The 13534-nt window shown below is 64.6% G+C and carries 12 protein-coding genes; 5 read left to right on the top strand and 7 right to left on the bottom strand.

Annotated features, from left to right (window positions below):
• Window positions 1-638 (bottom strand): DUF222 domain-containing protein (locus tag QP802_RS09395; RefSeq protein WP_284818509.1); only part of this gene is annotated, 638 nt, incomplete at its 3' end.
• A 684-nt stretch (window positions 639-1322) separates the two neighbouring features.
• Between QP802_RS09395 and QP802_RS09390 the strand changes: the two genes are divergently transcribed.
• Entirely contained in the window at window positions 1323-1766 is a 444-nt protein-coding gene (locus tag QP802_RS09390; RefSeq protein ID WP_256060324.1) for a hypothetical protein, read from the top strand.
• Between the two features lie 333 nt (window positions 1767-2099).
• Here the strand turns inward: QP802_RS09390 and QP802_RS09385 are convergent, their stop codons facing one another.
• From QP802_RS09385 to QP802_RS09360, 6 genes are all read right to left on the bottom strand, one after another.
• Window positions 2100-2441, bottom strand: coding sequence for a hypothetical protein (locus QP802_RS09385; RefSeq protein WP_284818507.1), 342 nt, complete (start codon window positions 2439-2441; stop codon window positions 2100-2102).
• A 20-nt stretch (window positions 2442-2461) separates the two neighbouring features.
• Window positions 2462-2893 (bottom strand): hypothetical protein, encoded by a 432-nt coding sequence (locus QP802_RS09380; RefSeq protein WP_070363392.1) that lies wholly within the window; start codon window positions 2891-2893, stop codon window positions 2462-2464.
• Between the two features lie 92 nt (window positions 2894-2985).
• The gene (locus QP802_RS09375) at window positions 2986-3318 is read right to left on the bottom strand and encodes a branched-chain amino acid transporter permease (RefSeq protein WP_070363644.1); all 333 of its coding nucleotides are present in this window, start codon (window positions 3316-3318) and stop codon (window positions 2986-2988) included.
• Window positions 3315-4028 (bottom strand): AzlC family ABC transporter permease, encoded by a 714-nt coding sequence (locus QP802_RS09370; protein WP_284818505.1) that lies wholly within the window; start codon window positions 4026-4028, stop codon window positions 3315-3317. Before QP802_RS09370 ends, QP802_RS09375 begins: the two co-directional genes overlap by 4 nt.
• Window positions 4029-4637, bottom strand: a complete 609-nt coding sequence (locus tag QP802_RS09365; RefSeq protein ID WP_284818503.1) for a YqgE/AlgH family protein — start codon at window positions 4635-4637, stop codon at window positions 4029-4031.
• Complete coding sequence (locus QP802_RS09360; protein WP_284818515.1) at window positions 4630-6051, bottom strand: CCA tRNA nucleotidyltransferase; 1422 nt, start codon at window positions 6049-6051, stop codon at window positions 4630-4632. Before QP802_RS09360 ends, QP802_RS09365 begins: the two co-directional genes overlap by 8 nt.
• 149 nt (window positions 6052-6200) lie before the next feature.
• Here QP802_RS09360 and QP802_RS09355 point away from each other — a divergent pair, with 149 nt between their 5' ends.
• The 4 genes from QP802_RS09355 (at window position 6201) to QP802_RS09340 (ending at window position 13360) form a co-directional block, all read left to right on the top strand.
• Window positions 6201-6953, top strand: coding sequence for an NUDIX hydrolase (locus QP802_RS09355; protein ID WP_084028641.1), 753 nt, complete (start codon window positions 6201-6203; stop codon window positions 6951-6953).
• Entirely contained in the window at window positions 6950-9415 is a 2466-nt protein-coding gene (locus QP802_RS09350) for a DUF6049 family protein (protein ID WP_284818502.1), read from the top strand. Before QP802_RS09355 ends, QP802_RS09350 begins: the two co-directional genes overlap by 4 nt.
• Window position 9416: 1 nt before the next feature.
• Entirely contained in the window at window positions 9417-12725 is a 3309-nt protein-coding gene (locus tag QP802_RS09345) for a murein biosynthesis integral membrane protein MurJ (RefSeq protein ID WP_284818500.1), read from the top strand.
• Between the two features lie 83 nt (window positions 12726-12808).
• The gene (locus QP802_RS09340) at window positions 12809-13360 is read left to right on the top strand and encodes a sigma-70 family RNA polymerase sigma factor (RefSeq protein WP_256008413.1); all 552 of its coding nucleotides are present in this window, start codon (window positions 12809-12811) and stop codon (window positions 13358-13360) included.
• The last annotated feature ends 174 nt before the right edge of the window (window positions 13361-13534 follow it).

Below are 13534 nucleotides of genomic sequence, written 5' to 3'. Positions count from 1 at the left end.
TGCACCATCCCCATCAGTGATTGCAGCATTAATCGTGCCGGTGGCAGCCCGAAGGTCGAGCGCATCATCTGCGCATCCGCCTCATCCATCGCGTTGTCATCCGCATAGGCGTGTGCGCCTGCGCGCAGGGCTGCTTGAAAGGCCACACCGTCGGTCGCGTTCATGCAAAACCAGCCGCGTAGGTATTGGCCGTCTTCGCGGATGGTCAGCCCGCAGTGTGCACCAGCATCCTGGGGTTGCCTATTGGTGGGGGTTGCGCCTGCCAGGGCGTGTACGAGGCCTTGGTAGCCAGATTCGGCGGCTATTTCTACGAGTTCGTGTTGGTTTACCTCGGTGGCGTAGTCGAGCATGTAGCGCACGCTGGTGTAGTCGATGGTTCCTTGTCGTAGCGCGTCGAGGATGGTGGGAAAGGCGGTGAGTTTGCGTGCGACGGCGGCGTATTCGTAGGCGCGGGTGCGTTTCATTTTTAGCACTCTGGCAAGCCATGCCCCGGTTGAGGCACACCCGTAGGCTTCGGCGAGGTTGTGGGTGTCGAATTCGGCGATCGCGGTCAGTATTTCTGCGTGTGAGTATGCGAACAGGCGTGCGCTTTCTACGATGGTGTTGATGATGGTGTCGGCGTCGATGGTGGTGTGCATGGTTCCCCCCTGGTGTCTTGGTTGTTTTTTAGTATACGTGTTCGAACGGTGGTGTCAAGAGGTTTATTCAAATATTTGTTGGTGGGTGTCCGCGCGGCGGACAGTACGCGGGGTGCTTTGCGACGCCACTTTCGAGCACGGGTGTGTGGGTGGGTGTCCGCGCGGCGGACACCTTGATGCAATCGTTTGGGTATTGAGCTGAACTCGCTCTGTCCGCGCCGCGGAATGCTACTGGAGTCGACTAAAGCTTCGTTGGATTCCGCGCGGCGGACTGTGCGGGAGGTTGGGTTGCAACAACGGATAGATTGTCCGCCCCGCGGAATGCGTGCTTCACCGATGCAATGCACCAAGTGGTGTCCGCCCCGCGGAAACCTTACTTATTGAGAGGTGGGTTGCAACAACGGCGAGTTGTCCGCCCCGCGGAATATCGAAACACGCAATCACCTGTCCGCCCCGCGGACAATCGGAGCCGTTCGACGGCCCCATGGGAGTAGCAAGTTCTCAACCCACTCCGACCTATTGGTCCGAGCCCGCGCAGGGCAGGGGAGCGCTGTTCCCAAATCACCTCTCGGAATCATTTGATCTCCGAAGTAACGCACAGGACGTTCCGATCGATGTTAGTTGCAGACATGCCAAAACTTTGGCGAGTCCCTAACTTTAACCGATCCCACAAAGGAGCTACCCATGAAGCGTTTTACCTCCGTAGCAGCTGCTGCAACTCTGTCCCTGTCCCTGGTCGCTGGCCCTGCATTCGCGGCTGAGGCTCAGCCTTCCGACAAGGATGCCAAGGTTGGCTCCTCGGTTGCCTTCGCGAAGTGCAAGGCGAAGGCTGAGGCCGCAGAGAAGGAAAAGAAGGCTGAGGCGAAGAAGAAGGCAGCTGATGCACAGACTGCTGGTGACATCGCTAAGAACAAGGCTGATCAGACTCGTCAGGAGATCCGCGAGGAGCTGACCTCGTCTTCCGACGAGCTGGATTGTGTCAAGGAACTCATCAACGACAAGGATTACAAAGCTGGCATCCTCGGTCTCCTGATCGGCGTTCCGGCTGCGCTCGTCGCACTTCTTGGTGTCGTTGCTGCAGTCTCCGGCGCTATTCCAGGCGTTCAGCTTCCGGCACTGACGTTCTAATTCACTTATCGACGCCACATTCTGACCCAGCCTCACGTATGAGGCTGGGTTTTGCTGACCTAGATAGACACCCTATTAATACCAAATCAATAGCGCGGCCCCAGCAGGCCGCTCGTGAATCATCTCAGCCCCACACCACACTGTTGAGTGACAATAAATATTGGCACAACATCCCCTGGGAGCGCTTCGGACAGGGCGAGTGAGCGTCGGAAATTGAAGCTTCGCCCCTACTAAGACTACGTACCCTTCTAACGTATGTGACGTTATTAACCCTGTGGCAAATACGCGAAAGCGCCCGGCCCGAAACCCGAGCCGAGCGCAAAATCTTGAAATCTACTTTGCGTTCAGTGCCAGAAACGCAAGACCACCAAGAGCCGCAACACCGAGCAAGGAACCCCAGATGATGTCGAAGGTGCGGCCGATAGGCCAATCCCTTTCACGGTCATTGTCGAAAGAGCTTTGCAGTGCAGCGAGACCGAACTCAGCCTCGGCGATTGCCTTCTTGGCGTCAGCTTCGTTCTCGGCAGCGCCAATCTTACCGATCTGCAGAAGGGTCAACGCTGCGACAGACGAAGTGACCTCGTCTCCGCTCGAAGTCTCCCCAGCCTGTGCCGGTACAACGGCGAGCAAGAAGGCAGTGGTGGCTGCGATGGCAGCGGTAGCGAAACGCTTCATGGGAATCTCCTGAATAAATGTTAGAACGGAAGCTGAATGAGGCCTTGCTGAGCAGCGATGCCGCCCACCAAGGCAAGAATGGCGGCAGCAATACCGGTACCGACTAGGATGTCGTAGGTAGTCCCGAGCTTGTAGCCGTTGTTCGCGTCATTCTTATAGGACGACAAGATAATGGCATCGGACTTTTTATTGTTCTCCCCAGCCTTGGTCTTGAATACGCCTGCTTCGGAGGAGCCCTTGAATGGCGCTGACATGCCGATGCCCGGCTTAGCAAACTCAGCTACAGCCAGCAAAACTGCGTAACCGACTGCCTCATCTTCAGAAACCTTCGAAGAAGAGTCATATCCAAAACCCGGAGGGGTCTTATCACCTGCGTTAACAGCCCCCGCCGGAACAACAGCGAGCGAAAGGGCAGTGGCGGCTGCGATGGCAGCGGTAGCGAAACGCTTCATGGAAATCTCCTGAATACAGAGGGCGATATTGCCAGGGTTTTGACAACAACCGCCAATGTATCAGGCAGTTTCTAACTCAGCAACACTTCTATTCACAAGACAAGGTTGACGAGCGCCACATACAGCCCAGTGCCGGCCAGGATGGAGAGGGCGGGGGAGCGTCGCCAGGCGTGGAGGGCGAGCGTCACGAAGCCGACGAGCACCCCGGCCCACACTGGCTGATCGGAGCTGGTGAAGGTGTACAGCACGAGGACGACCATGACACCGACGGGCATGTAGAGGCGGAGGAAGTCGAGAAGTGGGCTGCCGTCCAGCCAGCCACGAAAGGCGAATGGCAGCGCTCGGAGCAGCACGGTGACCACGGCGATCGGCAGGATGACGGCCCACACCATGGGCAGATCAACGCCGGCGGGAAGTCCGTTCATCGCTTCCACTCCAATCGCTTATCGACGCCAGGTACCCAAAATCGAACCAGCAGGACCAGGAAGTACGCGATGAGCGCCACCATCAGCATCTGCCCGGGGACGACGAAGGCTGCAACGAGCGCGATCCCAGCGGCGATGAGCACGGCGCTCATGTCTCGCGAAGCCTGGAACGCTTCGTAGGCGAGGACGATGAACAGTGCGGTGAGGGCGAAGTCCATGCCCTCGATTGTGCCTGGAAGGCGTTCGCCGGCAAGCGCGCCGACGATTCCAGACACGACCCAGAGCGCCTGGCACATCATGTGGATGGCAATGAGGCGCGGGCCGGTGTGGCGCGTGGTCTGCTGTCGGGCGCTGATGACGGCGTAGACTTCGTCGGTCTGTGAATACATCGAATAGAGGCGGCCAAACGTCGAGCGGATCGCGTCCCGCGGGTAGGTGAGGCCGTAGAAGAGGTGTCGGAAGTTCACCATGAAACCGGTCATCGCGGCGGAGGCGGGGCCGACGCCGCCGAGCACCATCGGGATTGCGAGGAATTCGGTGGAACCGGCGTAGATAAGCATCGAGAAGACCGGTGTCCACCACCAGGCGAAACCGGACTGCACCATGAGCAGGCCAAACGCTAGCCCGAGTGGCACAACGCCTAGGCCGACGAGCCACATGTCGCGCACTCCGAGGCCGAGTTCTCGCAATGTTTCACGTGAAACATTCATCTAGTTGTCCTCGATGTCGGATGGGAAGGTGGCGAACAGGGGCAGTGGCATGGGCTGGCGGCGTAGGACGTCGGCCCACAGATCGACACTCGCGGGTGTGATGACGTCGGAGGGGAGGGCCGGGGCGACGTACCAGTCGCCGCGTTCGATCTCCTCGTCGAGCTGCCCGGCGTCCCATGACGAAAACCCGGCAAAGAGCCGGAAGCCCTCCAGCAAATCAGAGAAAGAGGAAGCCGGTTCGTGCATATTCACGTGCACGAGTTTGTTCGCAAGGCGCGTCAGGGTCGGATGCTCGGCGATGTCGACGTCGTTGCGCGTGACGCCCAGGCCAACGGCTGCGTTCGGGCTGACGGGTCCGCCGTAATACATCACCGCCGGCTCGCTGGCGAGCGACTCCCACTCTGGCAGCACGTTCGCCACGGCGGCGTCGGAACGCCGGTTCAAGATGACGCCGAGCGTGCCCTGCTCGCCGTGCTCAATCACGAGCACAACCGTCCGAGCAAACTCAGGCGAGTACATCCCTGGTGCAGCGACGAGCAGCATACCGCTGTCGGGTTCCGTGCGCTCGAGTGACGTAAACAAACGGTCACCGTAGAAATACTCAGACATTACGTTCCTCCCACCAAGACTTCAGGGCAGCGACGGCCTCGTCGTGCTCGAGTTCGCCGCGCTCCAGACGTAGTTCCTTCATATACTTCCAGGCCTCGCCGACCTCCGGGCCGGGCTTGAGGTCCAGGATCTGCATGATCTCGTTGCCGTCCAGGTCAGGGCGGATTCGCGCGAGGTCCTCCTGCTCGGCGAGCGTCGCGATTCGCTCCTCGAGGTTTTGGTAAGCACGTTGCAAGCGGCGGGCCTTGCGTGGGTTTCGCGTCGTGCAGTCGGCGCGAACCAGTTTGTTCAGGCGGCCGAGGAGGTCGCCGGCGTCGGTGACGTAGCGACGCACCGCCGAATCGGTCCACTTGCCTTCGCCGAAGCCATAGAAGCGCATGTGCAGGAACACCAGTTGACCAACGTCGCTGATCACGTGCTTCGGGTACTTCAGCGCACGGAGGCGCTTGCGCACCAGCTTCGCGCCAACGACCTCGTGGTGGTGGAAGCTCACGCCGCCGCCTTCTTTGACGGCGCGGGTCGCGGGCTTGCCGACGTCGTGAAGCAGCGCGGCGAGCCGCAACTTGAGGTCGGGGCCGTCGTCCTCGAGCTCGGTGGCCTGGCGCAGCACAGTGAGCGAGTGCGCGTATACGTCCTTGTGCTGCATGTGCTCGTCCTGCTCGAGCTGCAGCGCCGGCACCTCAGGTAGCACGAACTCGGCGATGCCGGTACGGACCAGCAGGTCAATACCCTCCCAGGGGGCGATGCCACACATGAGCTTGTCCAGCTCGGCTTGGATCCGCTCGACGGTGATGCGCTGAATCTCACCTGCCATGTCGCGCATCGCGTCGAAGACGCGCGGGGCAACCTCGAAGCCAAGTTGGGAGGCGAAGCGGGCAGCGCGCAGCATGCGAAGCGGGTCGTCACGGAAGGAAATCTCGGGGGCCTGCGGGGTGTCAAGGCGGCGTTGCAGCAGGTCACTGATACCGTCCACCGGGTCGTGGAAGATTGGTCGGAGCGCGCCGTCGACAACGTCGAGCTCGATGGCCATCGCGTTGCAGGCAAAGTCGCGCCGAATGAGGTCGCCGTCGAGCGTGTCGCCGAACGTCACCTCGGGGTTGCGCGTCACGCCGTCGTACAGGTCGGAGCGGAACGTCGTGATCTCGACCTGCTGGCCCTCGCGCACGGCGGCCACGGTGCCAAACTCAATGCCGGTATCCCAGGTGGTTTCGCCCCATTCGTCGAGAATTTCCTGCACGGTGGGGGGCAGGGCGGACGTCGTGAAGTCGAGGTCGTGCCCAAGTTTGCCCAGCATCGCGTCGCGCACGGGCCCGCCGACAAGGTAGAGGTTCTCGCCGCGCTCCACGAAGCGCTGGGCGAGGGGCGTCAGCAAGCCACTCAGCTTTTCGACGCCCTCTTCGGCCCGAACCTGCAACGCCGCGACGGCGTTCGGGTCGGAAGGGTCGGGGAGGTCGAATGGGCACCGGTGTGTTTCTTCAGTCTTTGTCACCTCTCACACGATACTTTGCTTCCTTGGTGCTGTTAAGTACCACAAACGTGGCCAGTGCGGATACCATGAATTGAATGACTGAGAACACTCGGCCGAAGCCGGTTCCTCCGTCGGAGCGGAAGTCTTCGAACTCTGGCGGGAAGGGGCGCGGGGACGGCGCTAACTCGAAGGCGGGGGGTGACTCCCCGAAGCGGCGGCGTGGCCGTCGGCGTGGTTCGCACGCCAAAAAGCGGGGGTCGCAGCAGCAGCGTCGCCGAGGGTCGAACCGGCGGGGGCGGGGCGCGTCGGCGCGGAAGAGGCAGCAGCGGCCGGTTGATTCGTCGCTGGAGACCCGGAACGAGACGAGTGCGGGCGGCCTGGTGGTGTCGGGCATGGCGGAGGCTGTGGACCGGCACGACAAGGTGGACCTGTCGAAGATTTACGTCGCGCTGATTGGGCGGCTGGACCGTCGGGGTCGTCTGTTGTGGTCGATGCCGAAGGGCCACGTGGAGGAAGGCGAGGAGCAGTGGCGCACTGCGGAGCGTGAGGTGTGGGAGGAGACCGGGATTACTGGCGAGGCCTTCAACACGCTCGGTGTGATTGATTATTGGTTCATTTCTGAGGGCGTCCGTATTCATAAGACGGTGCACCACAACTTGTTGCGCTACGTCGACGGGGTGTTTAACGACGAAGACCCGGAAGTCACGGAAGTCGCGTGGGTGCCGATGAACCAGCTGATTGAGCGCCTGGCGTACGCGGACGAGCGCAAGCTCGCGCGGATCGCGGTGAACAGGATGCCGGACTTGGCGCGCAAGGAGGCCGCGGCCGGAAGGTTGACACCGCGATGAGCAGCGTGCGTAGCGGAGCCGCGGCGATTGCGGTGGCGGCGCTGGGTCTGCTCCCGGTCACGGCGGGCGCCCTACCAGCGCCAACGTCGCCCGAGGACCCGGCGGTGGCGTCGCAGTGGGTGAACCCGGCAGTTCGTCCGGGGGAGGGCACCCGCGCGTCCATCACGCTTGTCGACGCCCCCTCGGCCCTCAACGCCGGCGAAATGTTTCACGTGAAACTTCGCATCCACAACGACACGGACGCGCCGCTGGCGAACCTGCGCGTGGTCCCACGGCGTGGCCCGGCCACGGGTTCCGTGCTGGACCAGCGCGCGGCGGCGGTCGCCTCGGTGAGCGAGTACGGCCCGGTGGGGCGCGGAGTGGACGTCGATAAGGAGTTGGGCGCGGGGGAGTCGGCAGAGGTCGAGCTGGATGTTGAGCTGCCGGGCGCGGGGACGTACCCGCTGCTCTTCGAACTCAAACAGAACCTGACGACGCTGGACACTGAGCGCTTCCACATCTCGGTGCGCGGCGAGCCGTCGGAGGACCCGGCGCCGGCTATGACCGCCCTGTACCCGATTACCGCACCTATTGACATCGTGCCCGGGGAAACAGGGGAGGCGCCGGAGCGCTCCCCGCTGCTGCTGAAGTCGGAGACGTTGGCGAGCCAGCTCGCGCCCGGCGGGCGCCTTGAGCGGCTGCTCAGCCAGTACGAGGACGCGGTAGAGGAACCTGGCGTTGGCTTCGCCACGTGCGTGGGACTGGACCCGGCGCTCGTGGACACGGTGGCGCGGATGGCGGAGGGCTACCGCGTCACCACTACGCGCCCGCCGGTCGCTGAGGAGCCAAAACGGCTGCGTGACAGCTGGACCACCGACGACACCACCGCCCAGGGCGAGGTAGGCAAGGGACAAGCGGACGCGCAGGCGTGGCTGGAGCAGCTGCGCAGCGTCGCCGCGAAGGGGTGCACGGTGGCGCTGCCGTGGCAAAACGTCGACGTCAACACGCTGGCCCGCACCGGGGATCCGTGGCTGATGCGTGAGGCGTTGGAGCGCGGTCCGTTCGTGCTCGAGCGGGAGCTCGGCACGGCGGGCACGCTCAACGCCGTCATCCCGGGCGCCGGCTACATCACGCCGGACGCGGCCCCCGCCTTCGGCTGGGCCAACCACATCGACTCCGCGATCCCGGAGCACGGGCTGCAGGGGGAGTGGGAGGCGGCTCGGGCGGAGCGGGCGTCGACAAGTGGGGACGGGCAGGCGGCGCTCGACCGCAACGAGCTGCCGGACCCCGCGGACGTGGTCCCGGCGGCGCCCGCGCACCCGGTGCACGTGCTGGCGGCGCGCAGCAGCGTCGACCACCCGGGCCCCGGCAACGCCGCGTGGGTGGCGCCGGGGGTGATGGCGGTGCAGTTCCAGGACTCGCTGGCCTCCGTTTTAGCGACGGTCGGCTCCGCCCCCGAGACCGTCGGCTACTCGAATGACGCGCTGCGGTACCGCTACGAGATGGACTCCCAGCGGGCGCGCGCGATCAACGCGGCCTCCGCGCTGCGGCTGGCGGTGCAGGAGGCGACGCCGGAGGAGCCGGTGTTCGTGAACCCTCCAGCAGGCTGGGACGCGGACTCGGCGGCGCTGCTGCTGGGGACGGTCGCGGAGCTGGTCCGGTCCGGTGAGGTCGCGCCGATGAGTTTCGGCGACTTCCTGAATGCGCCCGACCCGGCGGAGGTGCCGGCGGCGACGCGCGTGGGCACGCTGTTTCCGGATCCGACGGTGGTCTCGGACGCGGAGGTGCTGACGGCCTCCCAGCAGGCTGAGTTCACAGATGACTTGACGCAGCTGCTCGCGAACGACCCACAGGTGGCGCTGACGCGTTACGGGTTCACGCTGCCGCTGCGCCGCGATGTGCTGGCGGCCCTAAGTATGCAGGAGCGACAGTCGCTGTCGCGGTACGACGCCGCCGTGCGCACCACGGCCGAGCGGTTGCGGGGCAGCCGTGACGTACTGCAGGCGCTGCGTGCGTCGGTGACGCTGATCCCGCCGGGCAACGTGTACACGCGGACCTCCCCGTCGAGCCCGCTACTGATCGTGGCGCAGAACGGGATGCCGCTGCCGGTACAGACGACCATCCGGTTCCAGGCGGCGAGCGGCCCGATCACGTTGCACGTGCCAACGACGATGCGGATCCCGGCCCGCGGCTCGCAGACGGTGCAGATGACGGCGGACTACCCGGAGGACCAGCGCAGTATTGATCTGCAGCTGTACCTGGCGGGTTCCGATGGCAGTCCGATCTCGCAGCCGGTGAACATTTCGGTGCGCACAGCGGGCGCCGCCGTGGAGGGCTGGGCGCTGGTCACCGGGCTCGGCGTGCTGGTGGTGCTGATGCTGATGTATTCGGTGGGCCGCCGCCGCCGGGCGCGGGCAGCGCCACGCAGCCCAACAACACCGCAACGTTTGGACAATGAACACCCACCTTTGATTGGAGACTGACGTGGTTGAGCAACCTCGGGCTGGTACGCGTGGCCGAATCGTGCCCCCTGCGCCGCCGGCGCCGGTGCCCACCCCGCGAGAAAACCCAGAACTTATCGACGCCACCGAGGCCGAGGCCCCGGACCGTTCGACGCTGACCGCGGACCCTTCGGCGGCGGTGCCAGATCCCGCCCCGGAGAGCAATTCCGTGGTGCGGGCGACGGGATCGATGGCGATCGCGACGCTGATTTCGCGCATCACGGGGTTCATCCGCACGGTGCTGATCGGCGCCGCGTTGGGCCCGGCGGTGGCGTCGGCATTTAATACGGCGAATACGCTGCCGAACATTATTACGGAGATCGTGCTGGGGTCCGTACTGACGGCCCTGGTGGTGCCGGTGTTGGTGCGCGCGGAGAAGGAGGACCCGGACCGCGGGGAGCGCTTTATCCGCCAGCTGTTCACGCTGACGCTGACGCTCCTGACGGTGGTGACCATCATCGCGGTGGCCGCCGCGCCGTTGCTGACGCGCGTCTTCCTTGACGATGAGGGCCAGGTGAACGTCGCGCAGTCGACGTCGTTTGCGTATTTGGTGTTGCCGCAGATTTTCTTCTACGGCATGTTCTCGCTGTTTATGGCGGTGCTGAATACGAAGGAGCATTTCCGGCCGGGTGCGTGGGCGCCGGTGGCGAACAACGTGGTGTCGATCGCGGTGCTGCTGGGGTACATGATGTTGCCGGGCAGTTTGAATCCCGCGGCGCCGGCGTCGATAGCGAATCCGCATGTGCTGCTGCTGGGCGTCGGCACGACGTTGGGTGTGGCGGTGCAGTGCCTGATTATGCTGCCGGCGCTGCGCAAGCTCGGCATTAATCTGCGGCCGCTGTGGGGTATCGACGACCGCCTCAAGGTGTTCGGCGGGATGGCCCTGGCGATCGTGACCTATGTGGGGATTAGCCAGGTCGGCTACATCGTGACCACGCGTATCGCGTCGATGGCGAGCGACGCCGCCCCGATTATTTACCAGCAGCACTGGATGCTGCTGCAGGTGCCCTACGGCATCATTGGCGTCACGTTGCTGACGGCGATCATGCCGCGCCTGTCCCGCAACGCCGCCGATGGTGATGACGCCGCGGTGGTCCGGGACCTGACGCTGGGCACGAAGCTGACGTTCATCGCCCTGATCCCGATCATTGTCTTTATGACGGCGCTCGGCCCGGACATCGGGCACGCGCTGTTCGCCTACGGCAACTTCGACGGCGGCACGGCCCGCACGCTGGGCCTGACGGTGAGCTTCTCCGCGTTTACGCTGATCCCGTACGCCCTGGTGATGCTGCACCTGCGCGTGTTCTACGCGCGGGAGGAGGCATGGACGCCGACGTTCATTATCGCCGGCATCACGATTACGAAGGTGGTGCTGTCGTACCTTGCGCCGCTGGTTGCGGATTCGACGCAGTCCGTCGTGGTGCTGTTGGGCGCTGCGAACGGCTTCGGTTTCGTCGCCGGCGCGGTGATCGGCGCGCTGTTGCTGCGTCGTAAGTTGGGCACGCTCGAGGCGCGTTCGGTGCTGCACACGTCGCTGTGGGCGACGGCCTCGGCGCTGATCGGTATCGCGGTGATGTTCCTGGTGCGCTGGCTCGTGCGCGATGTCGCGGGTATCGACGCCCCATCCTTCCTCGGCGGGCTGATCGGCCTGCCGTCGCTGGGTTTCCTGCTTGAGGTGATGGTCCTCGGCGTGCTGTTCGTGGTGGCGACGGGCCTGGTGCTGTCGCGCTCTGGTCTGCCGGAGGTGCAGAACTTGGGCCGCGCGCTGGCGCGCATCCCGGGCATGGGCCGCTTTATCCGCCCGAACGAGGACGCCGCGATCGAGGTCGGCGAGGTGGATCTGCGGGATGTGTCGCAGCAGTTCCTGGCCGCCGATACGTTCAATGCGTCGCCGGTGCCACCGCCGATGTCGGCCGGTGTCGTGCGCGGCCCGCGCTTGGTACCGGGTGCGTCGGTGTCGGATGGCCGCTTCCGCCTCATCCGCGATCACGGCTCCACGACGGGCGCGCAGTTCTGGCAGGCCCGCGAGGTGTCGACGGGCCGCTCCGTGGCGCTGACGTTCGTCGATACGACGGGCATGGCCCCGATGGCTCCGGCGACGCCGCGCCAGGCCGCTATCGATGCCGCGGGTGTGTCGCGCCGCACGCGCAAGCTCGCGATGCTGCGCCACCCGGCGCTGCCGGAAAACATCGAGATCGTGTCGTATCGCACGGGTGCCCTCGTGGTCGCTGACTGGGTGGAGGGCTCCTCGGTCCGCGCCGTCGCCGAGTCGGGCCAGACGTTGCACACGGATGCGGTGGCGAACGCGCTTGCCCCGTTGGCGGGCGCGATCGCCGCAGCCCACGAGGCTGGGGTACCGCTCGGGTTGGATAACCGCCAGCGCCTCCGTATCGACCGCGAGGGCCACGTGCGCCTCGCGTTCCCGGCAGTCCTGCCGGACGCCTCCGCAGCCGACGACGCCGACGCCTTCGCCTCCGCGCTGCAGCTGCTGACCACCAACGTCGACTCCGATGACCTCGCGGATGTCGCCAGCACCACCCGCGCCCTCGTCGACGCTGACGCCATCGAGTCCCACGACTTCCGCGAGCTCGAGCGCCAACTCACCCGCGACGAAGCCGAGGACGCCCCCGCCGAAGCTATCGATCCCGTCGAGCCGGTGGAGGAGGAGCCGGAGGAGCCGAAGGACCTGCGCGGCGGTTTCGGATCCCGCCGTTACGGCCCGGTCACACTCGCGGTGTTGCTGTCGCTCGCGGTTGGCGCGGTGATCATCATCGCGGCGCTCACCGCGTACCTGGTCGGCTTCCTCTCCGGCGACGACACGAACGCGCCCGTCACGGTGGACTCGGTCCAGACTGGGGTAGAGGAGGTCGAGGAGGAGGTCACGGGCCTGCCCGTGTTGCTCACCCCGATGCGCGCGACCATCGAAGGTGCTTCCGCGCCCGAGCTTGTCGACGCCGACCGCTCCACCACCTGGACCGGCTCAGACAACGTGAGCGTCGAGCTCCGACCCGCCAAGGGCGCGACCGCCCGCAAAGGGTTCACCCTGGAGCACGTGATCGTCGACACCCCGTCCAACGGCGATACCTTCCGGATCTACGGCCTGCCCGCCGGCGCCTCGTGGAACGGCGACGTCGCAGACCTGCCGCTGCTTAAGGAGGGCACGTTCCTCAACGGCGAAAACGGCATCGACGTGGAGGACTCACCGGAACTCACCGGCCTGGTCCTCAACGTCTCCGGCCAGGACATCATCCTCCGGGACATCACCCTCATCGGGCGCACTAGCCTCCGATGATGTCCACCATGGTGGACAAGAAACGCTTCCTCTTCCGGCGCTGATGCATCACACTGGATGCATCAGCAATGGGAGGGTGCATCATGCGCAGAAAAACGGACCACCAACTCGTCCACGAATACATCGCAGGCGACATCCACGCCTTCAACCTCATCGTCCGGCGCCACGAACGCAACATGCTCGGCGTCGCCCTTCGCTACTCACGCAATGAGTGCGACGCCGAAGACATCGTCCAAGACGCCCTGCTTAAGGCGTCCCGCCACCTGCACGGCTTCCGCTTCGAGTCGAAGGTGTCTACCTGGCTATACCGGCTGGTCGCCAACGCAAGCTTGGACCACCAGCGCCGACGCAAGGCCGAGTACACCGTGTCCCTCGACGACAACGATGAGCTCTCCCAGGACAAGGATCCCCGCCTGGCCCACGACCCGACCGCTCACCTCGACCGCCTTATCGCCGTCAAGGACGCGCTGCGCGTCGTACCGGAGGCGCACCGGAAGGCTGTCTTCCTCATCGATATCATGGGCATGTCCCTGCAGTCCGCTGCCGACACCTGCGGCGTCCAGCCCGGCACCATGAAGTCCCGCCGCGCCCGGGCTCGCGCCATGATGCTCGAGCACATGGAAGAGGTCTGCTAGGCCGCCGTCAGCCACGCCAGTGCCAAAGGACGCAGCTTTAAAATAGACGCCTTGCAAACCAGCAGGTCACAAAAGGGCTAGGCAACAAGGGGTGTGTCTTTTGGCACTGGGTCCCATCAAGGAGACACCAAATTCCTAGATCCCAACATCGCTCTCGGCGTTTCCCCAGTTCGC

Origin of the sequence: Corynebacterium sp. UMB10119B, assembly GCF_030228125.1 — a bacterium.
Lineage (GTDB): Bacteria > Actinomycetota > Actinomycetes > Mycobacteriales > Mycobacteriaceae > Corynebacterium > Corynebacterium pseudogenitalium.
Note: the sequence above shows the minus strand (reverse complement) of the source record. Positions and strands in the feature narration are given on the sequence as shown.

Bases quoted from the DNA above. Each gene is read 5' to 3' on its own strand.
- QP802_RS09390 (WP_256060324.1), top strand. From the start codon at position 1,323: ATGAAGCGTTTTACCTCCGTAGCAGCTGCTGCAACTCTGTCCCTGTCC.
- QP802_RS09385 (WP_284818507.1), bottom strand. From the start codon at position 2,441: ATGAAGCGTTTCGCTACCGCTGCCATCGCAGCCACCACTGCCTTCTTG.
- QP802_RS09380 (WP_070363392.1), bottom strand. From the start codon at position 2,893: ATGAAGCGTTTCGCTACCGCTGCCATCGCAGCCGCCACTGCCCTTTCG.
- QP802_RS09375 (WP_070363644.1), bottom strand. From the start codon at position 3,318: ATGAACGGACTTCCCGCCGGCGTTGATCTGCCCATGGTGTGGGCCGTC.
- QP802_RS09370 (WP_284818505.1), bottom strand. From the start codon at position 4,028: ATGAATGTTTCACGTGAAACATTGCGAGAACTCGGCCTCGGAGTGCGC.
- QP802_RS09365 (WP_284818503.1), bottom strand. From the start codon at position 4,637: ATGTCTGAGTATTTCTACGGTGACCGTTTGTTTACGTCACTCGAGCGC.
- QP802_RS09355 (WP_084028641.1), top strand. From the start codon at position 6,201: ATGACTGAGAACACTCGGCCGAAGCCGGTTCCTCCGTCGGAGCGGAAG.
- QP802_RS09350 (WP_284818502.1), top strand. From the start codon at position 6,950: ATGAGCAGCGTGCGTAGCGGAGCCGCGGCGATTGCGGTGGCGGCGCTG.
- QP802_RS09340 (WP_256008413.1), top strand. From the start codon at position 12,809: ATGCGCAGAAAAACGGACCACCAACTCGTCCACGAATACATCGCAGGC.